General features: G+C 67.3%; 25 protein-coding genes and 1 pseudogene. 12 read left to right on the plus strand and 14 right to left on the minus strand.

The features are described from left to right. The first annotated feature begins 30 nt into the window (after nucleotides 1–30). The 3 genes and pseudogenes from K0O64_RS18725 to K0O64_RS18735 all read left to right on the plus strand — a co-directional run bounded on the left by K0O64_RS18725 (nucleotide 31) and on the right by K0O64_RS18735 (nucleotide 2,377). Nucleotides 31–976: pseudogene (locus K0O64_RS18725) on the plus strand (SDR family oxidoreductase). Between the two features lie 47 nt (nucleotides 977–1,023). Next, entirely contained in the window at nucleotides 1,024–1,263 is a 240-nt protein-coding gene (locus tag K0O64_RS18730) for a DUF1049 domain-containing protein (RefSeq protein WP_071943380.1), read from the plus strand. 1 nt (nucleotide 1,264) lies between these two features. Next, the gene (locus K0O64_RS18735) at nucleotides 1,265–2,377 is read left to right on the plus strand and encodes a class I SAM-dependent methyltransferase (protein WP_071943378.1); all 1,113 of its coding nucleotides are present in this window, start codon (nucleotides 1,265–1,267) and stop codon (nucleotides 2,375–2,377) included. On the opposite strand, the gene K0O64_RS18740 is transcribed toward K0O64_RS18735, so the two are convergent. The 3 genes from K0O64_RS18740 to K0O64_RS18750 all read right to left on the minus strand — a co-directional run bounded on the left by K0O64_RS18740 (nucleotide 2,369) and on the right by K0O64_RS18750 (nucleotide 5,819). Continuing rightward, entirely contained in the window at nucleotides 2,369–4,105 is a 1,737-nt protein-coding gene (locus tag K0O64_RS18740; RefSeq protein ID WP_071943376.1) for an Hsp70 family protein, read from the minus strand. The two genes, K0O64_RS18735 and K0O64_RS18740, sit on opposite strands and share 9 nt — an antisense overlap. A 104-nt stretch (nucleotides 4,106–4,209) precedes the next feature. Further along, nucleotides 4,210–5,280 (minus strand): NAD(P)H-dependent amine dehydrogenase family protein, encoded by a 1,071-nt coding sequence (locus K0O64_RS18745; protein WP_071943374.1) that lies wholly within the window; start codon nucleotides 5,278–5,280, stop codon nucleotides 4,210–4,212. A gap of 35 nt (nucleotides 5,281–5,315) precedes the next feature. After that, nucleotides 5,316–5,819 carry a MarR family winged helix-turn-helix transcriptional regulator gene (locus tag K0O64_RS18750; protein ID WP_071943372.1) on the minus strand — a complete coding sequence of 168 codons (504 nt, stop codon included), beginning with the start codon at nucleotides 5,817–5,819 and terminating at the stop codon, nucleotides 5,316–5,318. 93 nt (nucleotides 5,820–5,912) lie between these two features. Here K0O64_RS18750 and K0O64_RS18755 point away from each other — a divergent pair, with 93 nt between their 5' ends. Further along, the gene (locus K0O64_RS18755) at nucleotides 5,913–6,824 is read left to right on the plus strand and encodes an NADP-dependent oxidoreductase (protein ID WP_071943370.1); all 912 of its coding nucleotides are present in this window, start codon (nucleotides 5,913–5,915) and stop codon (nucleotides 6,822–6,824) included. Here the strand turns inward: K0O64_RS18755 and K0O64_RS18760 are convergent. The 8 genes from K0O64_RS18760 to K0O64_RS18795 all read right to left on the minus strand — a co-directional run bounded on the left by K0O64_RS18760 (nucleotide 6,821) and on the right by K0O64_RS18795 (nucleotide 13,868). Next, the gene (locus tag K0O64_RS18760) at nucleotides 6,821–7,816 is read right to left on the minus strand and encodes a Rieske (2Fe-2S) protein (protein WP_071943368.1); all 996 of its coding nucleotides are present in this window, start codon (nucleotides 7,814–7,816) and stop codon (nucleotides 6,821–6,823) included. The two genes, K0O64_RS18755 and K0O64_RS18760, sit on opposite strands and share 4 nt — an antisense overlap. After that, nucleotides 7,813–9,345 carry an FAD-dependent oxidoreductase gene (locus tag K0O64_RS18765; RefSeq protein ID WP_071943366.1) on the minus strand — a complete coding sequence of 511 codons (1,533 nt, stop codon included), beginning with the start codon at nucleotides 9,343–9,345 and terminating at the stop codon, nucleotides 7,813–7,815. Before K0O64_RS18765 ends, K0O64_RS18760 begins: the two co-directional genes overlap by 4 nt. Next, nucleotides 9,342–10,040: a class I SAM-dependent methyltransferase gene (locus K0O64_RS18770; RefSeq protein ID WP_071943364.1), complete on the minus strand. Its 699-nt coding sequence runs from the start codon at nucleotides 10,038–10,040 to the stop codon at nucleotides 9,342–9,344. The genes K0O64_RS18765 and K0O64_RS18770 overlap by 4 nt, the downstream gene beginning before the upstream one ends. Continuing rightward, a complete protein-coding gene (locus K0O64_RS18775; RefSeq protein WP_071943362.1) occupies nucleotides 10,037–10,360 on the minus strand; it encodes a lycopene cyclase domain-containing protein in 324 nt (107 codons plus the stop codon). The genes K0O64_RS18770 and K0O64_RS18775 overlap by 4 nt, the downstream gene beginning before the upstream one ends. Continuing rightward, nucleotides 10,357–10,683: a lycopene cyclase domain-containing protein gene (locus K0O64_RS18780; RefSeq protein WP_071949722.1), complete on the minus strand. Its 327-nt coding sequence runs from the start codon at nucleotides 10,681–10,683 to the stop codon at nucleotides 10,357–10,359. The genes K0O64_RS18775 and K0O64_RS18780 overlap by 4 nt, the downstream gene beginning before the upstream one ends. After that, nucleotides 10,680–11,600: a phytoene/squalene synthase family protein gene (locus K0O64_RS18785; RefSeq protein WP_096311743.1), complete on the minus strand. Its 921-nt coding sequence runs from the start codon at nucleotides 11,598–11,600 to the stop codon at nucleotides 10,680–10,682. Before K0O64_RS18785 ends, K0O64_RS18780 begins: the two co-directional genes overlap by 4 nt. A gap of 2 nt (nucleotides 11,601–11,602) precedes the next feature. Next, a complete protein-coding gene (gene crtI, locus K0O64_RS18790) occupies nucleotides 11,603–13,126 on the minus strand; it encodes a phytoene desaturase family protein (protein WP_096311744.1) in 1,524 nt (507 codons plus the stop codon). 175 nt (nucleotides 13,127–13,301) lie between these two features. Continuing rightward, the gene (locus K0O64_RS18795) at nucleotides 13,302–13,868 is read right to left on the minus strand and encodes a hypothetical protein (RefSeq protein WP_125477456.1); all 567 of its coding nucleotides are present in this window, start codon (nucleotides 13,866–13,868) and stop codon (nucleotides 13,302–13,304) included. 80 nt (nucleotides 13,869–13,948) lie between these two features. On the opposite strand from K0O64_RS18795, the gene K0O64_RS18800 reads away from it, so the two are divergent. From K0O64_RS18800 to K0O64_RS18825, 6 genes are all read left to right on the plus strand, one after another. After that, nucleotides 13,949–15,475 carry an ABC transporter substrate-binding protein gene (locus tag K0O64_RS18800; RefSeq protein ID WP_096311746.1) on the plus strand — a complete coding sequence of 509 codons (1,527 nt, stop codon included), beginning with the start codon at nucleotides 13,949–13,951 and terminating at the stop codon, nucleotides 15,473–15,475. Next, entirely contained in the window at nucleotides 15,472–16,416 is a 945-nt protein-coding gene (locus K0O64_RS18805; protein ID WP_096311747.1) for an ABC transporter permease, read from the plus strand. The genes K0O64_RS18800 and K0O64_RS18805 overlap by 4 nt, the downstream gene beginning before the upstream one ends. Beyond that, nucleotides 16,413–17,270 carry an ABC transporter permease gene (locus K0O64_RS18810; protein WP_096311748.1) on the plus strand — a complete coding sequence of 286 codons (858 nt, stop codon included), beginning with the start codon at nucleotides 16,413–16,415 and terminating at the stop codon, nucleotides 17,268–17,270. The genes K0O64_RS18805 and K0O64_RS18810 overlap by 4 nt, the downstream gene beginning before the upstream one ends. Next, nucleotides 17,267–18,853, plus strand: a complete 1,587-nt coding sequence (locus tag K0O64_RS18815) for a dipeptide ABC transporter ATP-binding protein (RefSeq protein WP_096311749.1) — start codon at nucleotides 17,267–17,269, stop codon at nucleotides 18,851–18,853. Before K0O64_RS18810 ends, K0O64_RS18815 begins: the two co-directional genes overlap by 4 nt. Before the next feature lie 84 nt (nucleotides 18,854–18,937). Further along, nucleotides 18,938–19,315, plus strand: a complete 378-nt coding sequence (locus K0O64_RS18820) for a hypothetical protein (protein WP_225933760.1) — start codon at nucleotides 18,938–18,940, stop codon at nucleotides 19,313–19,315. Nucleotides 19,316–19,332: 17 nt separating this feature from the next. Then, nucleotides 19,333–20,073 (plus strand): SDR family NAD(P)-dependent oxidoreductase, encoded by a 741-nt coding sequence (locus tag K0O64_RS18825; protein WP_071943340.1) that lies wholly within the window; start codon nucleotides 19,333–19,335, stop codon nucleotides 20,071–20,073. Here the strand turns inward: K0O64_RS18825 and K0O64_RS18830 are convergent. Next, complete coding sequence (locus K0O64_RS18830; RefSeq protein WP_096311751.1) at nucleotides 20,070–20,522, minus strand: SRPBCC family protein; 453 nt, start codon at nucleotides 20,520–20,522, stop codon at nucleotides 20,070–20,072. The two genes, K0O64_RS18825 and K0O64_RS18830, sit on opposite strands and share 4 nt — an antisense overlap. A 9-nt stretch (nucleotides 20,523–20,531) precedes the next feature. After that, complete coding sequence (locus tag K0O64_RS18835) at nucleotides 20,532–20,870, minus strand: DUF732 domain-containing protein (protein WP_164520100.1); 339 nt, start codon at nucleotides 20,868–20,870, stop codon at nucleotides 20,532–20,534. 335 nt (nucleotides 20,871–21,205) lie between these two features. Here K0O64_RS18835 and K0O64_RS18840 point away from each other — a divergent pair, with 335 nt between their 5' ends. Both K0O64_RS18840 and K0O64_RS18845 read left to right on the plus strand, forming a co-directional pair. Then, nucleotides 21,206–21,637 (plus strand): MmpS family transport accessory protein, encoded by a 432-nt coding sequence (locus K0O64_RS18840; RefSeq protein ID WP_071943334.1) that lies wholly within the window; start codon nucleotides 21,206–21,208, stop codon nucleotides 21,635–21,637. Then, nucleotides 21,634–24,519 (plus strand): MMPL/RND family transporter, encoded by a 2,886-nt coding sequence (locus tag K0O64_RS18845; protein WP_096311753.1) that lies wholly within the window; start codon nucleotides 21,634–21,636, stop codon nucleotides 24,517–24,519. Before K0O64_RS18840 ends, K0O64_RS18845 begins: the two co-directional genes overlap by 4 nt. Nucleotides 24,520–24,553: 34 nt before the next feature. Here K0O64_RS18845 and K0O64_RS18850 read toward each other — a convergent pair whose 3' ends face one another. Then, entirely contained in the window at nucleotides 24,554–25,678 is a 1,125-nt protein-coding gene (locus tag K0O64_RS18850; protein WP_071943330.1) for a phosphotransferase family protein, read from the minus strand. Between the last annotated feature and the right edge of the window lie 19 nt (nucleotides 25,679–25,697).

A 25,697-nucleotide genomic window follows, 5' to 3' on the forward strand; every position in this document is an offset into this window, starting at 1 on the left:
TCAGACCGTTGTTCTGTTAACGTCGCCGGCATGACTGATCTCGCCCTCACCCTCCCCGACCTCTCCGGGAAACTCGCCGTCGTCACCGGTTCCAACAGCGGACTGGGACTCGGCGTCACCAAACGCTTCGCCGCCGCAGGCGCCGACGTGGTCATGGCGATCCGCAACCGCGCCAAGGGCGAAGCCGCGATCGCCGACATCCGCGCCGAGGTCCCCGACGCCAAACTGACCATCAAGAACCTCGACCTGTCCTCGCTGGCCAGCGTCGCCGAACTCGGTGCGGAACTGAACGCAGAAGGCCGCCCGATCGACATCCTGGTCAACAACGCCGGCGTGATGCAGCCGCCCGAGCGCGACACCACCGCTGACGGGTTCGAGCTGCAATTCGGCTGCAACCACCTCGGCCATTTCGCACTGACGGCCCACCTGCTGCCACTGCTGCGCGCCGCCGACAATCCGCGCGTGGTGTCGCTGAGCAGCCTGGCGGCCCGCTTTGGCCGGATCAACTTCGACGATCCCAATTTCGAGCGCAGCTACTCGGCCAACCTGTCCTACGGCCAGTCCAAGCGCGACGTTGATGTTCGCGATCGAACTCGACCGGATCAGCCGCCGACTCGGGTGGGGCTTGACGTCCAACGCCGCCCACCCCGGGTTGTGCAAGACCAACCTCCAGATCAGCGGGCCGTCCCACGGTCGCGCGAAGCCGACCGCGTTGGCGCGCTTCTACCAGTTCAGCTGGCGCTACCTGCCTTTCATGTGGCAGGAGGTCGACGAGGGCATCATCCCCGTGCTGTACTCGGCCGTCGACCCGAAAGCCAGAGGAGCCGAGTTCTACGGCCCGCGCGGATTCCAGGAGCTCGCCGGTGGCGGCGTGACCGAGGCGCAGATCCCCGGCCGGGCCGCCAACGTCGAGGATTCTCGGCGTCTGTGGCAACTGTCCGAGAAGCTGACCGGCGTGAGTTATCCGACGAACTAGCCGACAGCGACTAACGTCAACGCATCGGCACAAAGGGGGAGGTTGCGATGTCCAGAGACGAAGTCGACAAGCCCGCCGGTGGTGCGGTGCGGCGGTTCGCTCTGCGCTACTGGCTGGCCATCACCCTGGTGGTTCTCGCAGCGATCTTCATCGCCCAGAACCGCGAGCGCCAGCGGGTGCACGTCCTGTGGATCACCGTTGAATCGCCGATGTGGCTGCTGTTGACCGCGATGGCGGTCGTGGGTCTGGTGGTCGGGTTATTGCTGCACCGCCGCCGCAGGAGCTGACATGCGCGAATCCAGCATCGTGGTGCGCCCGCAGCCGATGGGCAGCCACACCTATACCGAATCCTCGCGGCTGCAGGCAGCTGGATTGCGAACTGCCACAGCACGTTTCGAAGAGGCAGCCCGTAGCATCGCGATCCCGCGGGCGCCGCAGCCCATCGCGATCGCCGACTACGGGGCGGCGACGGGCTACAACTCGCTGCTGCCGATCGGGGCGGCAATCGACATCATCCGCAAACGCACCCGCACCGACCACGCCATCCTGGTCGCCCACACCGACGTCCCCGGAAACGATTTCACCACGTTGTTCAGCACGCTGGCCGATGATCAGGACAGCTACCTGAAAAAGGATTCGGCCACCTACGCCTCGGTGGTGGGCCGGTCGTTCTACAGCCAGATCCTCCCCTCGGACAGCATCGCGCTGGGCTGGAGTTCGTGGGCGATCCATTGGCTGCGGCGGGTGCCGATGCCGATTCCCGACCACATCGAGATCTCCTACAGCACCGACGACGACGCACGCCGCGCCTACGCCCGCCAGGCCGCCGAGGACTGGCGCGACTTCATCGCCTTCCGCGGTCGTGAACTGGCGCCGGGGGGTCGGCTGCTTGTGCTGACGGTCGGGCTGAAGCCCGATGGCACTTCGGGATTCGAGGTCGCGTTCGACGCGATCATGACCGCCTTGGACCAATTCGTCGCCGACGGCCTGATCACCGACGACGAGGTGCGTCGCATGTCGGTTCCCTCAACGGGCCGCGACGAGAAGGACTTTCGTGCGCCGTTTCACCCGTCGGGCCGGTTCGAAGGTCTGTCGATCGAGGACATCGAACTGTTCAACGGCGAGGACCGGTTCTGGGCGCAGTATCAGAGCGACAAAGACGCCGCCGCCTTCGGCACCAATTGGGCTGACTTCCTTCGTGGTTCGATGTTTCCCACGCTTGCCGCCGCGGTGGACACCGACGCCGACGCCGGCCGGGGCCGCGACCGGCGCAGTAAGCGGCGCCGCGAATTCGTCGATCAGCTGCACGACGCCCTGGCCGCTGCGCTCACGGCGGCACCGGCGCAGATGTCCATCCCGCTGGCACTGGTAGTGCTGGAGAAGCGGCGCCGGTCAGCCTGAGGGCGGCGGTTGCACGAAGATCTGCGGGATACCCGGAATCGTCGGAATCGGCGGAATGGTCGGGATGAACCGCGGCTGCTGAGGCTGCTGCGTCGGCGGAGCGACCGTCTGCGTCTCGGTCTGTGTCACCGGCGGCGGCGTGGACACCTCGGTGGTGACGACCGTCGTCGTCTGCGTCTCGGTGACCGGCGGCGGTGGCGGTGGCGCCTGGGCCGTGACCGGCGGTGGCGCCGGCGCCTGCTGCACCACCGTCACCGGGGCGGGCGCCTGCTGCACCACCGTCTGCGGCGCGGGGGCCTGCTGCACCGCCTGGTTCTGCACCGGCGCTGCCGTCGGGTCACCGGTCGGCGCGGGCGGAGCGGGAGCGGCGGCCTGCGGCGTGGTCGTCACGCTCGGCGCGGGCGTCACGGGTTCGGCGCTGCTGTCGGCGCGCAGAGCGACCGCGGTTCCGGCGCCGGCCATCAAGATGACCAGCAGGGCGGCCGCGACCACCGGCATCGGACGCCGGTACCAGGCGGGCGCGGCCTCTGCGGAGTCAGCCGGTTCGGGGTCGGATTCGAAGTCCAGCAGCGGTCGCACAGCGGCAGCCGGCGCCACGGGCTCGACGGCGGGCGCGAGGTCCGGCACGTCGGGTGCCTCGGACCAGGCCAGCGCGACACCGGTGGCCGGAGCGGGCGCCGTTTCGAACGGGGCGACGGGGACGACCGGTGCCGGCGCCATCGCGGTGGCGCTGTCGTCGGCCGGCCCCCGGGTTGCCCGCAGCGCGCCGCCGATGGCGCCGGTGAGCGCCGGGCGCGGGGTGGTGATCACCGGAACACGTAGGTGCTCGGACAGGGTCGTGGTGATCACCGGGATCGCGGCGGCGCCGCCGATCGAGGCGACCGCCGCCAGGTGGGCCGGCCGCACCCCGTTGCGGGCCAGGGCGTCCTGCAGGACGGCGACGAATTCATTCAGCGCGTGGCCCATCGCGCCGTCGAGCTCGGTGCGGGTGAGCCGGACGTCGCCGCGGAAGTTGGGCAGCTCGGCGGGCAGCGCGGTGACGGTGACCGTCGACAGCCGCTCCTTGGCCGCCCGGCACTCGGCCCGCAACCGGGTCAGCGATCCGATCGCCGAGGTGCCGGTGACGTCGAGCGTTCCGCCTGCCGACAGCTCGGCGATCACATGCGCCAGCAGGCCCTGGTCGATCAGGTCACCGGAGAAGTCGGGGTGGCGCAGGGTCGGCGCGATCGGCGCGGAGGTGGCACCGTCGACCAGGGTGATCGACGTTCCGCTGCCCCCGAAATCACACAGGGCGATCACACCGCGGGTGGGCAGGCCGGGGTTAGCGGTCAGTGCGGTCAGTGCGGCGGTGGTGTCCGCGACGAACAGCGGCTCTTCGGCCGACCACTCGGGTATCTGCCGGATCGCGCGGCGCAGCGCGTCGACGGCCGGCGGCCGCCAATGCGCGGGGTAGGTGATCGCGGTGGTCCGCGGCAGCGGCCGGCCCGAGGTGGCGGCATAGGCCAGCGAACGCAGCGCCTCGGCCAGCAAATTTTCCGCGCGGTGCACCGAGCCGTCGGATGCCACGATCCCGACCGGGTCGCCGACCCGGTCGACGAAGTCGGTGATCACCACGCCGCTGGGCAGCGTGAAGACGGCGGGGTGGGTGACGGAGTTATCCGGGGTGACAGCGGCCAGTGTGGTCGCACCGACCGACAGGCCGACCGCCGGCCTCGTTGGGTCTGTCATGACGTCCAATCCGGGCGCCCAGCCTGCAACACGGGCATGCGGGCAACCCCAGCGCGATCTTCGGATTCACCGAATATGTCGATCCGAAGCCGCGGGACGTTACCTCAGCGAATAGTGCCGCGGCCCGGAATCAGGGGCAGGTCCAACGGGGTGACCCAGCCTGGCGGCAGGTCGTTGACGGCCGGTACGGCGTTGAGCGCGCGCAGCCCGGTGGACAGGCAGCCCGCGGTCGCGGCGTCACGTCCCGAACCGTCGGTGAACCTGAACGCAGTCTCCTGGAAGATGCTGGGAGTGCCCTGGATGTCGACGCGGTAGACGTCGTCCTGGGTGCCCGACGGCCAGTCCGGGGCGGCGTCCTGACCGATGCGGTTGACGTGCTCGAGCTGGATGCGGGTCTCACCCTTGTAGACGCCGTTGATCGTGAACCGGACCGCCGCGACGTGGCCGGCGGGGATGACGCCCTTGACGGTCTTGCGCTCGGTCGGGGTGACCCACTTGTCCCAGGTGGTGGTGATCTCGTCGAGCTCGATCCCGGCGGCGTAGGCGATCATCGGCACCGTCGCGCCCCAGGCGAACACCAGGATGTCGGAGTTCTGCAGCAGCGGCTTGAATTCGGGCTCGCGACCGATGCCCATCTCGAACTCGTAGTCACCCTCGTAGTTGGTGTAGTCCAGCAGCTCGGACGCGCGGACCAGCTTGACCTGCGAGGTCAGACCCATCAGCGTCATCGGGAACAGGTCGTTGGCGAAGCCGGGGTCGATGCCGGTGGTGAAGCACGACGATTGGCCCGCCTCGCAGGCGCGCGTGATCGGGTCGATCCAGTTCGGCGGGTTCAGGTGCATCTTCGGCCACACCCACGGGGTCATCGCGGTCGAGCAGACGTCGATGCCGGCGTTCAGGAAGCGTCCGATCAGATCGATGTTGGCGTCGGCCTGCGCGGCGGTCGGCCCGTAGTGCACGAGCGCGTCGGGCTGCAAGGCGATCAACGCGTCGACGTCGTCGGTGGCCGCGATGCCGATGTTCCCGATGCCGCAGATCTCGCCGGCGTCGACGCCGACCTTGGCCGGGTTGCTGACGCCGACGCCGACGAGCTCGAAGTCGGGGTGATCCAGCACTTCGGGAATGACCATCCGGCCGACGAAACCAGTACCCCAGATCACGACTCGCTTGGCCATGGACGCAGGTTAGCCGGGTTGTCGCGCGAGTTAGTTCAGTTGTCCCGATCGCTGGACGCGCGGCTGCGGCGGGGTGCGGCGGACCGGGGCGGCTGCTCCCGCATGTGGTCGCGGATGCGGGTCATCAGGTCGCCGAGGGCACGGACGTCGTCGGCCGAGAGCGCGTCGAAGAGCAGTCCGCGGACCACGTCGATGTGGCCGGGCAGCACTGTGTCGAGCCGGCGCCGACCCGCCTTCGTGATCGTTACGACGGTGGCGCGCTGATCGACGGTGCTGCCCTGGCGGGTGATCAGCCCCTCGGCTTCCAGCAGCCCGGCCTGATGGGTCAGGCCGCTGCGGCTGTAGACGACACCGTCGGCCAGTTCGGTCATCGTCAGTGGCCGGTCGGCGTCGACGAGTTTGGCCAGGATTTCGAACTGGACGTAGCTCAGACCGCCTTCGGCTCGCAGCTGCTGTTGGACGGCGTACTGGAGCAGACTCGCCGCCTCGGTGAGGGCGAAGTACGTACGCATCTGCGACGGCTGGAGCGCCTTGGCCATTCATGAATCGTAGCCGGGAATGTTTCGAACTCGAAGTAAGTTACCTGTTTCGTAACTGCTTCGACTTCGAAGCAAACGACACAGGAGGTCATCATGAAGGCAGCGATCTACCACCGCTACGGCGACAGCGACGTTCTGCAGTACGGCGACATCGAGCGGCCGACGCCCGGTGCGGGCCAGGTCCTGGTGAAGGTCGCCGCAACGTCGTTCAACCCGGTTGACGCCGGGATCCGCGGCGGTTACCTCTCGGAGGTTTTCCCGATCACGTTTCCGCACATTCCCGGCATCGATGTGGCGGGCACGATCGTCGAGCTCGGTGACGGCGTCACCGGATGGCACGCCGGCGACGCAGTCGTTGGCCTGCTCCCCATGGCCGCTCGTGGGGCGGCTGCAGAGTATGTGATCGCGCCGGCCGAGGTACTGGCCGCGGCCGGAAAGTCGTTGCCGCTGGCCGATTTCGCCGCGCTGCCGACGGTCGGCCTCACAGCCTGGCAGTCACTCTTCGAGATCGCCGGGTTGAGCGCCGGGCAGACGATCCTGATCAACGGCGCGGGTGGAGCCGTCGGCGGCTACGCGGTTCAGCTCGCCAAGCAGGCCGGCGCCGTCGTCACCGCGACCGCGAAAGCGACTGCAGCCGAGCGACTCCGGGGTTACGGCGCCGACCATCTGATCGACTATATCGACTACTCGGCCACACCGGCCCTCGACGGACAGCCGTTCGACGTGGTGCTGAATTTGATCGGAACCACGCCCGACGAGACCGACGCGCTGGGCGGCTTGATGGCGGCCGGCGGCCGGTACGTGGGCACCATGACCTCCGGGCCGGGCCAGCGGGTGTTCGTCCGCAGCGACGCCGCACAACTCGCGGGCCTCATCGAACAAGTGGACACCGGACAACTGCGGATCGACATCGCGGATCGCCGGCCGTTGGCCGACATCGCCACCGTGCACGCCGACGCCGATGCGGGACGGCTGCCCGGTAAGACGATCCTGACCGTCGGCTAGCCGGATGCCTTCTCGCGCAAGGCGAATAGCCGCTCGGCGTAGGCGAGGTCATCACGCCACAACCGAGTGGCCGCCCGGCGCATCAGCGGGGTGATGAGCGGTGCCACGCGCAGCGAGTAATGGAAGCCGGTGCGGTCGGACTGTGCGACGACGGCTTCGATCACCGCTGTGCGCGGGCGCCCGTCCGGCCCCGGCCCGATCGGAGTGGCATGGGTTTCGACGACGCTGCCAGTGCCCTCGCCGTCGACGATCCGCATGACGATGGTCCGCGGTTCCGGCGCAGTGAATTCCGCGATCACCGGCACGCCGAGGCGCCCCATCCGGAACGTCACCGCCACCAGGAACCGGTCGGCGTCCTCGTCGGCGTCGACACCTGGTGCGCTCAGCACCTCGAGCTGGGTGAACGAATACGGGTGGAACCAGGCCCCGTGCCACGGGTCGAGCCGGTTGGCGATGATGTCGGACGGTTCGCACACGCCCTCGAGCCTGGTCACCGCCGCCAGGCGCCCCCCGGTGGGTCGGGTCGGAATCACCGGGGCGTCCAGTGGCGGTTCGCCACCGACCTTGTCCAGCCGTACCCATACCAGCACGCCGTCGTCGTAGGCGGGCAATGGTTTCCAGCCGAACTCGCGCTTACCCTCGAGTCGCAACCCGTGCCACGGGCAGATCAGGCCGCCGCACTCCACTGTGCCGGTCGCCAGATCGGCACCCAGGTGGGGGCAGGTGGCGGGCCCGACGTGCAAGCGGCGCTGCTGATCTCGCCACGCGACGATCTCCAGCCCGCCGACGTGTGCGCCGAACGGCCGATTGGCACGGACATCGGTGCTGGCGCCGAAGACATACCAGTTGCCGCTGGGCCGCTCTTGGGCACGGCGCAGTGCGGCGTCGATGAGTGCGGGCTGGGCGTCTTGATAGGTGGGTCGCTGGCGAGCCCAGTCGGTCTTCGGGATGACTTGCAGCGGAATCGATTTCATCCGCGATCGGAAACTCATGAGGCGCGCCCCTCTCGGCTGGCCAGCCGGCGCAGAACCGGCGAGCGTCCCTGCACCGGCACGGTGTGCAGGGTGTGCCCGGCGATCCCCCAGCCGGAAAGCAGTTGGTTGGCCGCCGTCCACCCGGTGGTGGCGGCCCGCTCCATCAACGCCACCGGCAGGTCGATACGGATACCGTCGCCGGCCAGCATCAACCCGGGGATCGGCGTGGTGACCGTCGGCCGCTTGGCGAAGGCACCCGGCCAGAACAGCGGGCAGTCGTCGCGAACCAGCAGCGTCTCCCCCACAATGCCGGCCGCCGCGGTCTCCGGATAGAGCTGATGCAGCCGCGCCAGCATGCGCTCGCGGAGTTCGCTCTGCGGCTGGTCGCCCACCGAGTACGAATGCACCTCGACTACCGAACCATGGTGTGCGCGGGCCCATTCGGCGGCCTGCCGCTCGTAACTGCTGACCACGCTGATGTTGTCGACCGGGTCCAGGCCGCCGGTACCCAGGAACGCCGGCCGGTCGGAGTTCACCGGGCGGTCCAGCCACAGTCGCTGCACCACGAACGGCGGCGCGGTCTGCAACTGCGCCACCTGCTGACGCCAGCCGTCGTCACCCAAGCCCGCAGAGGCGGCCACGATGCGTTGCAACGCAGCGACATCGGTGGCCAGCACGACACCGTCGGCGTCGATTGTCGTCCCGGTCGAGTCGCGCACCTGCAGCAGCTTGGCGCCACCGGCCGTCACCGATTCCGCGGACACCCCTCGCCGTACGCGGACACCGTGGTCGATCAGATACTGGCCCAACGGTTCCCATAGCGCCGTGTCGAAATTCGATGCGGCGACGTCGAAAACCAAACCTTCGCTGGAGCCCAGGAAATAGATGTGGAACATCGTCGCCAATTCGGCCGCCGACAGCCGCTCGGGCCTGGCGAAGAAGCTACGGGCGAACACCTCGAACGCGAGGTGCCGGGCGGCGACCGGGAAATTGATATCGGTCAGGAAGGTCCCGGCATCGCGATCGTCGAGTTGTTCGTAGATTTCGGGCACCGACACCGCAGCCAGCGGCGCGGCCGCAACAGCGTTGAGCCGCACCAGGTCCCGCATCCGGAAGGTCGGGCTGCGCAAGGCGAAGGCAAGCGCGTTCCACGGCGGCGTCTTCGGCAGACCCCGGAAGGTGTCGCGACGGCCTTCGCCGTCGACCAGCGGATAGTCTTCGACAGCCCGCAGCCGCTCGAGCCCGGGGTCGGTGCGGCGCAACAACCACCGCAGGTTGTAGTACTGCCGGAAGAAGGCGTGGAAGCCGCGGTTGTTGGCCACGTCGGTGCCGTCCGCAAGCCGCTCGGTCCAGCCACCGACCCGGCCGCCCAGGTAGTGCTCCCGCTCCAGAAGCTCTACGGAGACCCCGCGCTCGGCCAACCCGGTGGCGGCCGCGAGCCCGGCGATCCCACCACCCACGACGACGACGCGCGGGGTAGCGGACAGCGCGTGCGCGTGTGGCACGCCGGCGGGCGCCGGGTGGGTGACGCGGCGAGGATCGATCATCGCGGCGCGTCCGCCAAGAACGTGTGCACGATGTCGCGCTGCCAGCCCGGCATGGTCTCGCTGTGCACACCGGAGAACCCCGCCGCGGTCAGCCGGCGTTGGAACGCCGCGGCGCCGTCGAAGCTGTTCACACTGCGCCACAAGTGCCGATAGAGGGAGGTGTCCCGGGTCTGCCGCCACCCGGACGGGATGATGATCCCCCAGCAGACGGCATTCCAAATCGCGGTGGCCGCACGGGAATCCCGCACCGAGTACTCGTGCACGGCGAGCATCCCACCCGGCCGGAGCAGCTCGCGGAACGTCCGCAGCTGGGCATCGGGGTCGGCGAGATTGCGTAACAGGTACGCCGCGAAGATGCCGTCGAACGGACCCTCCACCCCGGCGTCGGCGATCTTCTCGATCGGGCTGTGCACGAACCGAACCGAGTCCGGCCACGGCTTGACACTCGCCTCGGCCAGCATGCCCGCCGACGCGTCAACGGCGACGATCTCGGCATGCGGGGCGGCCTCCAGCAGCGCGGCCGTCGACGCCCCCGTTCCGCAGCCCGCGTCCAACAAGCGCAGCCCGCGCCCGCCGTCGGGAATACGCATCCGCCGCGCGGAGATTCGCAGATGATCGTGATAGCCGGGGTTCGCGCCGACCAGTTTGTCGTAGGCGTGGGCGCCGACGTCGAAGGCGCCCGGGACATCAATCATCGCTGCCTTCCGTTCTTCGGCCGCTGCTTCTCCCACAGCAACAGCACGGCGGTGACCATCGCCCAGCCGAACACGAAGTCCTCCACCGGGATGTCCCACGGGAAGCGCACCCCGCTGGTGTGCTGCTCGTTGTAGATCACGATCGGCGCCGACAGCTTGGTCAGCCAGCCGTCGACGATCACCTGGAATGCCACCACGATGCCCATCGATATCCAGTATTCGACCTTGCCGAACAACCCGGTGCGCAAAACCGCCAATTCCAGCGCGATGACCGCAATCAGTGCGACGACGGCAGGCAGCGTGTATCCGAGTCCGCTCATCGGCGACCACGCACAAAGCCGAGGATCGCGCTCACCGCCGAGTAGGTCAGCAGGCCGCAGATCGGGATCACCACGAAGAACAGCAGCTCCTCCAGCGGGATCTCGAAACCGACGTGCACCCCGCTGATGTAGCGGGGGTTGTAGGTCCAGACGTGGCCGGCGATCGCGATCGCGTCCCAGATGACGAACACCAACGCCACCGGGCCGACGGATCGCAGCAGCCGCATCGGCTGGCGGTAGACCCCGGATCCGAAGATCTCCAACGGTGCGGTGATCAGCAGGCACGCGCCCAGCACGATCAGGTACTGCCAGCGATCCATCAGGCGGCGCCGCGGGCGTTGTGGGCCCGAACCAGTCCGGAGGCGAAGACCTGCAGCCGCCGGCCGATTCCGACCGAGGCCCGTGTGCTGAACACCGCGAAGTCGATGGCCTCGATACGGTCGAGAATCTCCGAGTACAGCGTGAACGCGGTCGCCACACACGGCCGCGACTGCGGGGCAAGCAGCGCAATTCCCTTGCGCGCCTGCCGGTATACACCGCGGGCGATATCGTGCTGGGCGGCCAGGGCACGATGCACCTTGGGGTCGGTGCGGCGGTTCTGATGGCACCAGGTCAGCACGTCCCGGTCCACGCCGTAGGCGGCCAGTTCGTCGGCAGGCAGATAGATGCGGTCGCGGGCCAGGTCCTCGTCGACATCGCGCAGGAAGTTCGTCAACTGGAAGGCATGTCCGAGCGCCTCGGCATAGGGCGCGGCCTCATCGGCGGGACCGACCGTGCCCAGGATCGGCAGCATCTGCAGGCCGATGACCGCGGCCGACCCGCGCATGTAGTGGTTCAGTGCGGCGCGGTCCGGATAGTCGGTGACGGTCAGATCCATGCGCATCGAGCTCAGGAAGTCGTCGAACAGATCGAGCGGGATGCGGTAGGTGCGGGCGGTGTGCAGCACCGCGGCCAGCACCGGCTCGCTCTCGTCACCGCTGAAGAACTTGTCCGACAGTTCGTCGAGGCGCCGCTCACGATCGGCGATGCTGGCGTCGGTGTCCATATCGTCGAGGATGTCGTCGGCGTACCGCGCGAACCCGTACAGGGCGTGCACGGGTGGGCGCTGCGACGGAGCCAGCAGCCTAGTGGCCAGGAAGTACGTCCGGCCGTGCTGGGCGTTCAGACGCCGGCAGTACCGGTAGGACTCGGCCAGTCGCGAATCGTCGATGCCCGCGGCGTGTAACTCGGTGTGGATCATCGCTACCTGCTTCCGGAGCTGACGATGGTGCGCTTGGCGGACCGGTCGGTGTCGGCACCGGTGACCCGGTCCGCGGCCAGCCGCCCGGAGATCACCGCGGTCGGGATGCCGACGCCGGGCACCGTCGACCCACCGGCAAGCACGGCATTGTCAATGCCCCGAACCAGATTCGCGGGGCGGAAGGGACCGGTCTGGGAGAAGGTGTGCGCGAGCGCGAACGGCGAGCCCGCGGCCATGCCCTGCGCGGCCCAGTCCGCGGGTGTCACGACGTCCAGGATCTCGGCGTCGCTGTCCAGCCCGGGCATCAGCCGGTCGGCGGCGGTAGCCACCACCTGGCGTGCGTAGCTGTCCCCCGTCGAGCTCCAATCGACCTTGCCCACTTCGAGATTCGGCGCCGGAGCCAGCACATAGAGCAGATCGCGGCCGGGTGGTGCGAAGCTCGGGTCGCCCGCGGTGGGCCGGGTGACCAACAGTGAGGGATCGCTCATCAGCACGCCGTCGCGGATGATCTCGTCGAACGTGCGCGCCCAGTGGTGCCCGAAGCTGATGTTGTGGTGGAGCAGGCGCTCGCCGACCGCGGGCACGCCCACGTGTACGACGACCGCCGACGGGGCCGGGCGCACCTTGATCGGCCGCCGCGGTGTCCGACCGAGCAGCTGATAGGTCAGCGGCAGCTCTGTGGTGAGAACGACTGCGTCACAAGCGATCCGCGCACCGTCGCTGGTGCGCACCGCGGTCACCCGCGAGCCCGATCGCTCCAGCGCCGTCACCGTCGACCCGTAACGGAACTGCACACCGGCCCCGGCCGCGACGGCGGCCATCGCCTCCGGCACCGCCCTCATGCCGCCACGCGGAAAGTACACGCCCGCAACGGTATCCATGTAGGCGATCACGGCGTAGGCGGCCAGCGCTTGCTGAGGCGGAACCCCGGCGTACAGCGCCTGGAAGGTGAAGATCCGCTGAACGCGTTCGTCGGTGATGTACCGGCTGACCATCCGTTCCCAGCCGCGGAAGCCACCGATGGCGGCGAGCCGGGCCAGTTGCGGGGTCAGTAGCGACAGCGGAGAGGAGAAGTTGGACCCGATGAAGCCGTCGATCTCTAGCTTGTAGAGCTGGGTGAGCCAGGCCCGCAGTCGTTGGTAGCCGGCGGCCTGCTCCGGGCCTGCGAACTCTTCGATCGCCGCCGTCATCGCGGCGGCATCGGGGTGCACGTCCAGCGCGCTGCCGTCGGCAAAGGTGGCCCGATATGCCGGGTCGACCGGGTCCAGCCGCAGATGCTCGGTCATCGACGCGCCGACCGCGTCGAAGGCGTCGGAGATGATGTCGGGCATCGTCAGGACCGTCGGACCGGTGTCGATGCGGTAACCGGAGATGTCGGCCTGCCCCATCCGGCCGCCGGGGAACGGGTGACGTTCGAGGACGGTGACCGACCGGCCGCGACCGGCCAGCTGGAGCGCAGCTGACAGTCCCGACAGGCCCGCGCCCACCACCACGACATGATCGGTGGCGCCCGGGACGGTACGCATCGATCGCTCCTCTCTCGCCGAGGGCTTGGTTCGCCCCGGCCGAGCCCCTAGGCGATACCCCGCCGGATGCACTTGCAATCAGCTGGCTTCGGTGTCGCCTCCATTCAAGGCGAGTGACGGTCCGTGCGCCGCCGCCGCGGGCACTTGGTCACGCACGCGTAATTTTCTGACCGGATTAGCGACAGACACCGAACTGATTGCATTGGAGGGGGTAGCGGGTCACCGGCGCGGGCAGCGGACCGTTGAAGGCCAGCGCGAACGGCGTGTTGGTCATCCCGGCCTGCATGCCGCACTGCGGAGTCCAGGTGACGGTGTGGGTGCCGGTCAGGGTGGCGTCGTCGAAGGCGTAGGTGTCGGTCGACAGCGCATAGCTGCCGTCGGGGCAGCGCACACCTTCGGGCTGCGGATAGGTGAAGCTCCACATGCCGTTGACGATGCGCGCGGTGGCGCCGAAGTTCATCTCCCGCTCGTCGCGGTTGATGTGCTGTGCCGTCGAACTGGACATGTGCAGGGTGCACCCGGTGGGGCCACCGGCGCCGAAGGGACGGGTGCACTCGGGACTGCTGACCGGGCAGACCGGCACGCAGGTCGGCGAGAACGTCCAGGTGGCGGGCGGCAGACCGGCTTCGGTGTAGGTGTAGCTGCCTTCCATCGGCTGGTCAGCGGCGGCGGGAACGGCGAGTCCCACTGGTGCACTGATGAACAGAACCGCCGCGGCCAGTGCGCGCATTACGGTAACCATGTCCCCTCCGGTCCCCGACCCGCGCCGATTATCGCAGCTGGGCGTTTAGGAGATCAACGGTTCGGGAAACTCGTTCGGCGATGAGACGCTCAGCGGTGCTGACCGCTGCCCTCGTGGTGATCGCGCTGCTGGCGGCGTGTTCGACGGGTTCGCGGGTGGATCTTGGCGGCCCGTCGGCGGGCAACCTCACCGCGGCGATCGCCGGCGAACCCGATCAGCTCGACCCGCAGAAGAGCACCGCCTATTTTTCCTTCGAGGTGCTGGAGAACGTCTTCGACACCCTGGTCGAGCCCGACGAGAACCTCGAGATGCGCCCCGCCCTCGCCGAGTCCTGGCAGGTCTCCCCCGACCAGCTCACGTGGACCTTCCGTCTGCGGCCCGGGATCACCTGGCACGACGGTTCCCCGTTCAGCGCCTCCGACGTCGTCTACTCCTATCGGCGGATCATCGACGGCAAACTCGCCAACGTCGACAAGCTGAGCGCGGTCCGCGACATCAGCGCGCCGGACCCGCAGACCGTCGTGATCGCCGTGGCGCACCCCACCCCGAATCTGCTGACCAATGTGGGTGGGTTCAAAGGTCTGGCGATCGTGCAGCGCCACAACGTCGAAACCGGCCAGATCGCAACACATCCGGTGGGCACCGGGCCGTTCGCCTTCGCCGCACGCAAGAGCGACGACTCGATCACCCTGATCGCGAACAAGAATTACTGGGGAGGAGCCCCGAAGATTCCGGGTGTCACGTTCCGGTTCATCTCCGAACCGTCGACGGCGTTGTCGGCCCTGCAAGCCGGTGAGATCGACTGGACCGACACAATCCCGCCCCAGCGGGTCGAACAGCTGAAGGGCGACGACTCCATCCATCTGGCGGTCACACCGAGCAACGACTACTGGTATCTGGCCCTCAACGAAGCACGCAAACCCTGGAACGACGTCCGGGTTCGGCAGGCCATCGCCTACGGCATCGACCGTGAGTCGATCGTGCAAGCCACCAGCTATGGCACCGCGACCGCGAATCAGCTTGCGATTCCACGCGGTAACCCGTGGTACACCCCGTACGACCGCTATCACCACGACGAGGGTCGCGCCCGGGAGTTGCTGCGGGAAGCCGGAGTCGGCAATCAGAACCTCGACATGCTGGTCACCAGTGAGTACCCGGAGACCGTCACCGCGGCGCAGATCATCGCGGACAACCTTGCGGCCGTGGGTATCACGGTGAACATTCGCACCGTTGACTTCGCGACCTGGCTCGACGAACAGAACAGCGGTCACTTCGACATGCTGATGATGGGTTGGCTGGGCAATATCGACCCCGACGACTTCTACTACGCCCAACACCACACCGGCGGCACGAGCAACGCGCAGAAGTTCTCCGACCCGGACGTCGACCGGCTGCTGGACGCGGCCCGCACCGAGACCGACCGCGCGCGCCGCCAGGACGACTACGCCAAGGCCGCCACGATCATCGCCGACAAGGCCAGCTACATCTACCTGTACAACCCCTCGGTGATCCAGGGCTGGTCGACGAACCTCACCGGATACGACGCGCGTCGCGACGGGGCCGTGAGATTCCGCTCCGCCCAGCTGAGGTCGGGTGGTGCAGCGTGATCACGTTCCTGCTGCGCCGACTGCTCTACTCGGTGGTGGTCCTGTTCGGCGTTCTCGTCGTGCTGTTCGCTTTGGTGCATCTGGTCCCGGGCGACCCGGTGCGGATCGCGCTCGGCACGCGCTACACACCGGAGGCCTATCAGGCGTTGCGATCGGCCAGCGGACTGGACCGGCCGTTGATCACCCAGTTCTTCTCCTACGCCGGCTCGGCGCTGACCGGTGATCTGGGCGTCAGCTTCCGCAACGGCGAACCGGTGACCGCCACCCTGCTCGAACGGCTGCCCGCAACGGTGTCCCTGGCAATTGTCGGGATTGTGATCGCCTTGGTGATTGCCGTGCCCGCCGGCATCTACTCGGCGTTGCACCGCGGGCGGGCCGGTGACGGAATCGTCCGGGTGGCAAGTCAATTCGGCGTCTCCATCCCGGACTTCTGGATGGGCATCCTGCTGATCGGCCTGTTTGCCTCGACGCTCGGCTGGCTGCCCACCTCCGGATACCGGCCGCTGCTGTCCGATCCCGGTGGCTGGCTGCGACACATCGTATTGCCGGGACTCACCGTCGGACTGGTGGCCGGGGCCATCATGACCCGCTACGTCCGCTCGGCGGTGCTGGAGGTCGCCGAAGCGGGCTACGTACGCACCGCCCGCTCCAAAGGCCTTGCCCCGGCGGTGGTCACGTCGCGACACATCGTCCGCAACGCACTGGTTCCGGTGCTGACGATCACCGGCATCCAACTGGCGACGATCCTCGGCGGGGTGATTGTCGTGGAGGTGGTCTTCGCCTGGCCCGGCCTGGGACGGTTGACCTACAACGCCGTCGCCGCCCGCGACTACCCGGTGATCCAGGGTGCGGTGCTCCTGATCGCAGCACTGTTCCTGCTCATCAACCTGATCGTCGACGTGCTGTACGCGGTGGTCGATCCCCGGATCCGGCTGTCATGAGGGTGTCGAATTGGCGTTTATTGCTTGGCAACCCGGTCGCGGTGATCAGTGCCGCGCTGCTGTTCGCGATCGTCGTCGCCGCGCTGGGCGCGCACTGGCTGGCGCCGTCCGGTGTCAACGACGTCGACGTGCCGAATGCCTTGAAGGCTCCGAGCGGCGCACACTGGTTCGGCACCGACGAACTGGGCCGCGATATCGCGTCTCGGGTTCTGGTCGCCACCCGCGCCTCCCTTCAGGTGGCGGTCGTCAGCGTCGCGTTCGCGCTTGTCGTCGGGGTGACCGTCGGCCTGCTCGCCGGCTATCGGGGCGGCTGGCTGGATACGGTGCTCATGCGGTGCGTCGACGTGATGTTCGCATTCCCGGTTCTGTTGCTGGCGTTGGCCATTGTCGCCGTTCTCGGTCCCGGGCTGACCACCACGATGCTCGCCATCGGCGTCGTCTACACGCCGATCTTCGCCCGGGTGGCCCGGGCCAGCACGTTGGGTGTGCGGGTCGAACCGTATGTGGCGGTATCACGCTCGATGGGCAGCCCGCACCGCTACATCCTGGCCCGTCACGTCCTGCCGAATATCGCCGGACCACTGATCGTGCAGACGTCCCTGTCGCTGGCGTTCGCGATCCTCTCCGAGGCGGCCCTGTCGTTTCTGGGGCTGGGCCTGCAGCCACCTCAACCGTCGCTGGGCCGGATGATCTTCGACTCGCAGGGGTTCGTGACGCTGGCATGGTGGGTGGCGGTGTTTCCCGGCGCGGCGATCTTTGTGATCGTGCTGGCGTTCAACCTCCTTGGCGACGGACTGCGTGATGTGCTCGACCCCAAGCAACGCACCTCCACCGAAGCCGGCCGCGGCTCATGACCCCGGTGCTCAGCGTGCAGGACCTGCGGGTGCGACTCGGTCGCCGAGAGATTGTGCGGGGCATCTCGTTCGACGTCGAGCCCGACCAGACGCTGGGGATCGTCGGCGAATCCGGCTCGGGCAAGACGGTGACCGCGCTGGCCGCAACCGGGCTGCTCGATGCTCCGGGCGCCGTGGTGACCGGCTCGAGTTCGCTTGCCGCAGGCGGTGATTCGATCGAGTTGGTGGGCGCCAAGCCGCGCGTGTTGCGCAGCGTGCACGGTGGCCGCATCGGATTCGTTTTCCAGGACCCTGGGACTTCGCTCAATCCGCTGCTCACCCTGGAGCGCCAGATCACCGAATCCCTTCAGGCGCACCGCAATCTGACCCGTCGCAGTGCGCGTCAGCGGGCCCTGGAGTTACTGGAGGCCGTCGGGCTACCCGATGCGGAGCGCCGACTGGACAGCTACCCGCATCAGCTGTCGGGCGGCCAGCGCCAGCGCGTGATGGTGGCGATCGCCCTGGCGTGTGACCCCGAGCTCCTGGTTGCCGACGAACCGACCACCGCGCTGGACGTGACGACACAGGCGCAGATCGTCGACCTCATCAAGGATCTGCAGCGCGATTTCGGGGCCGCGGTGGTGTGGATCAGTCACGACCTGGGGCTCGTTGGTCAGGTGGCCGACACCGTCACCGTGCTGCAGGACGGCGTCGCGGTGGAACAGGCCCCGATCCTCGACATCTTCGACCGGCCGGCCCATGCCTATACCCGCGAGCTGCTCGATGCCCGGCCGCTGATTGGAGCCGGTGGCCCACCTCCGGCCCCGGCCGATGCACCTGTCCTGCTCGACGTCGACAAGCTCGCTGTGGAGTTCGGCGGTGCGCCTGCCGTCAACGAGGTGACGTTCCAGATTCGCCGCGGCACCACCTTGGGTCTGGTCGGCGAATCCGGCTCCGGCAAGTCGACGGTGGCCGGGGCCCTCACCGGATTGGTCGCCCCGAAGTCGGGCACCGCCACGCTGGAGGGGACGGACATTCTCGGGGTGCGCGGCGCAGCCGAGAAGGCGCTGCGCCGACGGATCAGCCTGGTGCTGCAGGACCCGTTCGCCGCCCTGGATCCGCGCGCCCGTGTCGGTTCGGCGATCGCCGAACCCCTTGTCGTCCACCGCATTCGGCGTGGCAAACACGCCCGTACCGAACGGGTGGCCGAACTGCTGGAGCTCGTCGGCCTACCCGAGGAATTCGCATCGCGCTACCCGCATGAGCTCTCCGGCGGCCAGCGGCAACGGGTCAGCATCGCCCGCGCACTGGCGGTCGAACCGGAGCTGGTCATCCTCGACGAGGCGACGGCATCCCTCGACGTGTCCGTCCAGGCCCGAGTTCTCGACCTGCTCAGCGACCTCCAACGCGAGCTCGGCTTGACCTACCTGTTCATCTCCCACGACCTTGCGGTGGTGGAACGCATGAGCCACGACGTGCTGGTGCTGCGCGACGGCGCCGCGGTCGAATACCGGCCGGCCGCCGATCTGCTGAGCGCACCTGAACAGGAGTACACCCGCACCTTGCTGGCAGCCGTACCACCGGCACGACCGCGCTCGGGCTGACATGCTCGTGGCGTGACAACACTCGCCATCACCAGACCTTCCGAACCGAACGCGGTGGCCGGCTCCATCGACACCACCGACAGCGTGGTCGTCGCCGGATCGGTCAGCACCGTGCGCAGCGCCGTCGTCGCCGGATCGATCGCCACCGCAGGCAGTGCGGCGGTCAACGGCTCGATCGCCACCGCAGGCAGCGGCGCTGTCATCGGCTCCATTGCGACCGCGGGCAGCGCCCTGGTCGTCGGGTCGGTGGCCACTGCGGGCAGCGCGCTGGTCGCGGGCAGCGTGCTCACCGTGCTGTCGGTGCGCTTGCGCAAGTGCGTGGCCTGTGTGGCCTGCGTCGCCTGCCGTCGCTGCACGGCGTGTGTCGGCTGTGTGAGATGTAGCGACTGCGTCGGCTGCGTGGAGTGCTACAACTGCTCGGGACTGCGCAACGCGAAGGGTCTTCGCGACGTACACGCTTGAGCGAAAGGGTCTGCGACATGACACAGCTGGACGGCAAGGTCGCGTTGGTGACCGGTGCCTCATCGGGCCTCGGCGCCGCGACGGCCCAGGTGTTCGCCGAGCGGGGCGCAACGGTATTCGGTATCGCCCGCGACGCTGAGCGGATGGCCACGGTGTTCGAAACCGTTGCGGGCGGGGCATATTCGTCGGTCGACATCACCAGCGCACAGGCCTGCCGGGACGCCGTCGCGGAGTGCATCGAACGGTTCGGCCGGCTCGACGTGCTGGTGAACGCGGCGGGCTTTCACCAGATGCGACACACCACCTCGGTCACCGACGAGGACTGGGACTACGACCTCGCGGTCAACCTGAACGGGCCGTTCTATCTCATCCGGGCGGCGCTGCCGCACCTGCTGGAGGTCGGGGGCAACATCGTCAACGTCGCGTCGATCGCCGGCATCGAGGGCGAGGTCTACTCGGCGGCGTACTGCGCGGCCAAACACGGACTGGTCGGAATGACCAAGGCCCTGGCGATCGAATACACCAAAGAGCAGCTGCGGGTGAACGTCATCTGCCCGGGCGGGATGCTGACCCCCCAGGTGACCGACTTCAAGACCCCCGACGACGCCGACTGGAACCTGATCATGCGCATCGCCGCACCGCGCGGGATGATGGCGCCCCCCGACGTCGCGAAAGTGATCGCGTTCCTGGCCAGTGACGACGCGGTGACCATCCACGGCGCGGTGTACAACGTCGACAACGGGAAGACGGCGGGCTAGGCCCTCTCGAAATGCCGGCGGATGCCGGCCAGCATCTCGGTGTGGGCGTCGACCGCCTGGCGCACGGTCACCGCCAGCAACGGCCACGGCGCACGGAACCGGATCCGCTCGGTCAACCGGGTCCCCGCCGGAATCGGGTCGAAGGACACCACCGAATCCAGCCGGACGGCCGGGAACTGGCGGGCCTCGGTGCGCACCGGGCCGGTCGACGGCACCTCCAACCGCGCCGTATAGGTGATCGGCAACGTCACGACACCGAGCGGGATGCGATCACGCACGCGGTAGACGTGGACGTAGCCGTCGTCGGTGGCTGTGCGCGACAGCGTTTCGACCGATACCACCAACGGGTGCACATCTTTGATGTTATTCAGGTCGACGTAATGGGCGCGAACCGCGTCGGGCGCACCGGGGACGTCCGCACTGATGACCCGGTCGACGGGGCCTGCCATGACCGGCTGCTAGCCGACGGAAGCCCTCTGCAGAACGCCCACCTGGTCCGGGCAGTACGTACCGATCGCGGCACCGAGGAACTGCAGAGCCTGACCCTGGTTGGTGCCCAGCGGGAGGTTGGTCAGCAGGAACTTCGCCGAGGCGTAGGCGTCCTTGTCCAGGCCGGTGGCCAGACGCTTGCAGGTGATCTTGCCGATCCACGCGTTGTAGTCACGAGGCCCGTAGATCCCGAAGGTGTGCAGCTGATTGGCGAAGTCGGTGTCCGGGTCGGCGTGCGACGGCGCGGCCAGGACGATCGGCGCCGCGACGGCCGCAACGGCGGCCATGGCAAGCCTCGTAACGTTCATGGCCAAGATTGTAGGACAGCTAAACAGTGCCGCAAGCGCCATCCCACACAATTCACTGCGTGACACTGCAATTAGCGCGGCCGACAGTGTGACCGCAGCTCATTCCGGCGGACAATGTGACCTCGGGCACGAACGTCGAGGGAGAATCGATCGCCTGAGCTACCGAGGGGTATCGTCCAATCAATTAAGTGAGCTAATCTCTTACGTTAAATGACCTAAGCTGTCGCGACACAGGAAAACGGGGTTGAGATGGGACGGACGGCCGCGCTCACGAACGGCGCCGAGGGAGTCGCCGCGCTGTCCGTGCCGGCGTCGTAGTTTCGTCGGGGATTCCTATGGTCAAGGCATTGAGGCGGGCGTGGATACCGCTGGTCATCGTCATTGTGGTGGCCATTGCCGCATTCGGCGTCTTCCGGCTGCACGGCGTCTTCGGTAAGACCGAGCTGACCCGTCCCGGCAGTGGCCTGGCCAACGACACCAAGCCGTTCAACCCCAAGCAAGTGACCTATCAGATCTTCGGCCCCGAAGGCGCAGTGGCAACCATCAACTACCTCGACCTGGACGCGCAGCCCCAGATCGCCCGCGATATCACGCTGCCCTGGTCGCTGACGCTGACCACGACGGCACCCGCCGCCAGCGCGAACATCGTGGCCCAGGGCGATACCGACACGATCGGGTGCCGCATCCTGGTCGACGGCGTGCTGAAGGATGAGAAGACCTCGACCGGCGTCAATGCCCAAACCTTCTGTCTGGTGAAGTCCGCATGACCCTGCAGGCGCCGCCGAAGAAGAACCCGATGATCCCTCGGTTCGTCCGGGCGTTCTCGGTACCGATCGTGTTGCTCTGGCTCGGACTGGTGGTCGTCCTCAGCGTCGCCGTGCCCTCGCTGGAACAGGTGAGCCAAGACCACACGGTGTCGTTGGCGCCCATGGATGCGCCGTCGATGAAGGCCATGAAGACGATCGGCAAGGACTTCCAGGAGTTCAACTCCAACAGCAGCGCGATGATTCTGCTGGAGAGCGAGCAGCAGCTCGGGCCCGAGGCGCACCACTATTACGACGACTTGATGAAAAAGCTTCGCGCCGACACCAAGCACGTCCAGCACATCCAAGATTTCTGGGGCGATCCGTTGACCGCCGCGGGATCTCAGAGCGCCGACGGCAAAGCCGCGTACGTCCAATTGTTCCTGGCCGGAAACCAGGGCGAAAGCCTGGCCAACGAATCGATTGACGCGGTCAGCAAGATCGTCAACGACAATCCACCGCCCGCCGGGATCAAGGTCTACGTCACCGGTCCGACCGCATTGAGCCACGATCAGCACAATGCGGGCGACTCGGCCGTGAAGATGATCGAGGGCCTCACGATCGCCGTCATTTTCGTGATGCTGCTGTTGGTCTACCGCTCGATCACGACGGTGATCCTCGTGCTGGTCATGGTGTTCACCGAACTGACCGCGGCCCGAGGGGTCATCGCCCTTCTCGGTCACTACGAGCTCATCGGCCTGTCGACGTTCGCGGTGAACCTGCTGGCGACATTGGCCATCGCGGCCGCCACCGACTATGCGATCTTCCTGATCGGGCGCTACCACGAGGCACGCCTCGCCGGCGAGGACCGCGAAACCGCCTACTACTCCATGTATCACGGCACCGCCCACGTGATTCTGGGCTCGGGTCTGACCATCGCTGGTGCCACTTTCTGCCTGCATTTCACCCGGATGCCGTACTTCAAGTCGCTGGGCTTTCCGCTGGCCATCGGCATGCTTGTCGTAGTGCTGGCCGCGTTGACGCTCGGCGCTGCCGTCATTTCGATCGGCAGCCGGTTCAAGCTGTTCGAGCCGAAGCGGAAGATGAACACCCGCATGTGGCGCCGGGTCGGCGCCGCTGTCGTCCGCTGGCCGGGACCCATCCTCGTCGCGTCGGTCGCGTTGTCCTTGATCGGGCTGCTGGCGTTGCCCTCGTACAAGACGAACTACAACGACCGCTACTACCTGCCGGGCACCATTCCGGCCAACCAGGGCTATGCCGCGGCCGACCGGCACTTCCCGCAGGCCCGGATGAATCCCGAGCTGCTGCTGCTGGAAACCGACCACGATGTGCGCAACCCGGCCGACATGCTGGTCGTCGACCGGATCGCCAAGTCGGTCTTCCACATTCCGGGCATCGGTCGGGTGCAGACCATCACGCGTCCGCTCGGCACCCCGATCGAGCACACCTCGATCCCGTTCATCATCAGCATGCAGGGCACCAACCAGACGATGAACATGTCGTATCTGCAGGACCGCATGAAGGACATGCTGAAGATGGGCGACGAGCTTCAGGTCACCATCGACACCATGGAGCGCATGCTGGCGCTGACCAAAGAGATGGTCGGGATCACCCACAGCATGGTGGAGAAGACCAAGCAGATGGTCGCCGACACCAACGAAATCCGGGACAACATCTCCGATTTCGACGACTTCTTCCGACCCATCCGTAATTACCTCTATTGGGAACCGCACTGCTTCGACATCCCGATCTGCTGGTCGATGCGGTCGATCTTCGATTCGCTCGACGGAATCGACACGCTCAGTGACGATCTCGGCTCCCTGATGGTCGACATGGACAAGCTCGACGTCTTGATGCCCAAGATGATCGAGGTCATGCCGCCGATGATCGCGACCATGAAGACCATGAAGACGACGATGCTGACGATGCAGTCGACCATGGGCGGGCTGCAGAATCAGATGGACGCCATGCAGCAGAACGCGACCGCGCTGGGGCAGGCCTACGACGCGTCGAAGAACGACGACTCGTTCTACCTGCCACCCGAGGTGTTCGACAACCCGGAGTTCAAGCGCGGCCTGAAGATGTTCGTCTCACCGGACGGAAAAGCGGTGCGGTTCATCATCTCCCATGAAGGAGACCCCGCAACGCCGGAAGGCATCTCGCACATCGACAAGATCAAGAACGCCGCCTTCGAGGCGATCAAGGGCACTCCGCTGGAGGGCTCGAAGGTCTATCTCGGTGGCACCGCGTCGGTCTACAAGGACATGCAGCACGGCGCAAACTACGACCTGATGATCGCCGGGATCGCGGCTCTGTGCCTGATCTTCATCATCATGCTGGTGATCACCCGAAGTGTGGTGGCCGCCGCGGTCATTGTGGGCACGGTGGTGCTGTCGCTGGGTGCGTCGTTCGGCCTCTCCGTCCTACTGTGGCAACACATTCTGGGTCAGCCGTTGCACTGGCTGGTGATCGCGATGGCGGTGATCATCCTTCTCGCGGTGGGTTCGGACTACAACCTGCTCTTGGTCGCCCGGTTCAAGGAAGAGATCCATGCCGGGCTCAACACCGGCATCATCCGGGCCATGGCAGGCAGTGGGTCGGTGGTCACCTCGGCGGGCCTGGTGTTCGCGTTCACCATGGCGTCGATGGCAGTCAGCCCGCTGCGGGTCGGCGGCCAGGTGGGAACGACGATCGCCCTGGGCCTGTTGTTCGACACCCTCGTGGTCCGGTCGTTCATGACGCCGTCGATCGCGGCCCTGCTCGGCCGCTGGTTCTGGTGGCCACAGAAGGTGCGTCAACGCCCGGTGCCGCAGGCGTGGCCGACACCGCAGGAGGCGGCAGAGCGGCGCTCGGTGGACGCGAGCGCACCCGGTGGTTCGACCTGACCGGTCGTCGGCTCTTCAACTGCCTCAAATGATCTCAGCGCGCACGTTGTAGCGCGGTGACGGTTTCGAGGTCCTCCAGCGCCGTCACCGCTCGTCGCAAGCCCTCCAGGGCGATACCTTCTTCTTGCATGCCGCCGAGCCCGGCCGTTGCCAGCGCCGAAAGATACGGGTGCACAACGGCTTGCCGGTACCTCGTCCAGAGGTCGTCGCGGTCCAGTCGCGGTCCGCCCCGAGCCGCCAGTGCTGTGCGGTACGTGTCGATCAGGTCGCGTTCGACCCCTGCCCGCTCGCCGACCGGTGTGCCGAGCACGATCGCATACGCCAGGTCGCGTGACGGATGACCGCGCCGGACGACCTGCCAATCCAGCAGACCGCCATGCCCGTTGCGGAAGAACGTGTTTCCGGGATGAGAGTCTCCGTGCAGGACGGTGTGCGGACCGCTGTCGACCACCGCGGTGACGGCGGCAAAGTTTTCCCAGATGTAGCGGCCGGCCAGCACGGGGATCGACGTCGAGCCCGCCAGTCGGCGAGCCGACGTGCGCATCACCGTGGGCGTCAGCAGATTGGCGGGGTCCTCCGAGGGTGCTATCAACCAACCGAATTGCCCACTGCCACCTGACTTTTGCGGTAGTCGCCCCCAGAACGTTGCATGCAGTTCGGCGAGCACGTCGACAACCTGGGCCATCTGATCGGTCGACAGCGGGTGCAGGGTGTCCGGGAACTGGCAGGGCGAGGTCGACATGTCCTCCAGCACGATGACGAACCGTCCGGTCAGACTGTCGAACGCCGCGCCGTACGAACGTGGAATTCCCACACCGAGTTCCGGTGCCAGTTCGCGATAGAACCGAACTTCGGTCTCACCGAGGCCCGCCAACTCGCCCAGCATCCTGATGCCCGCGGATTCGGCGGACATCTTCACAAACACCGATGCCGGCACGTCGTCGCCGGTGATCCCGAGACGGGCGCGGCTCGACGTGCCGGTCACACCGTCCAGAACGTCCACCGAGTCGACCCGGCAGCCGATGATCGCCGACAGTTCCGTTGGCGTGAGGTCGGCGATCCGACGGGGAAACGACCGCCTGCGACCCTGCGCGCCGTCAAGGGCAAGGCGCCGGACACCGCGGCCGACATGGGCGCCGAAGCGCACAACTGAACGCACCGATGGACCATACCGCCAC

It is taken from the genome of Mycolicibacterium pallens, from assembly GCF_019456675.1.
Taxonomy (GTDB): domain Bacteria; phylum Actinomycetota; class Actinomycetes; order Mycobacteriales; family Mycobacteriaceae; genus Mycobacterium; species Mycobacterium crocinum.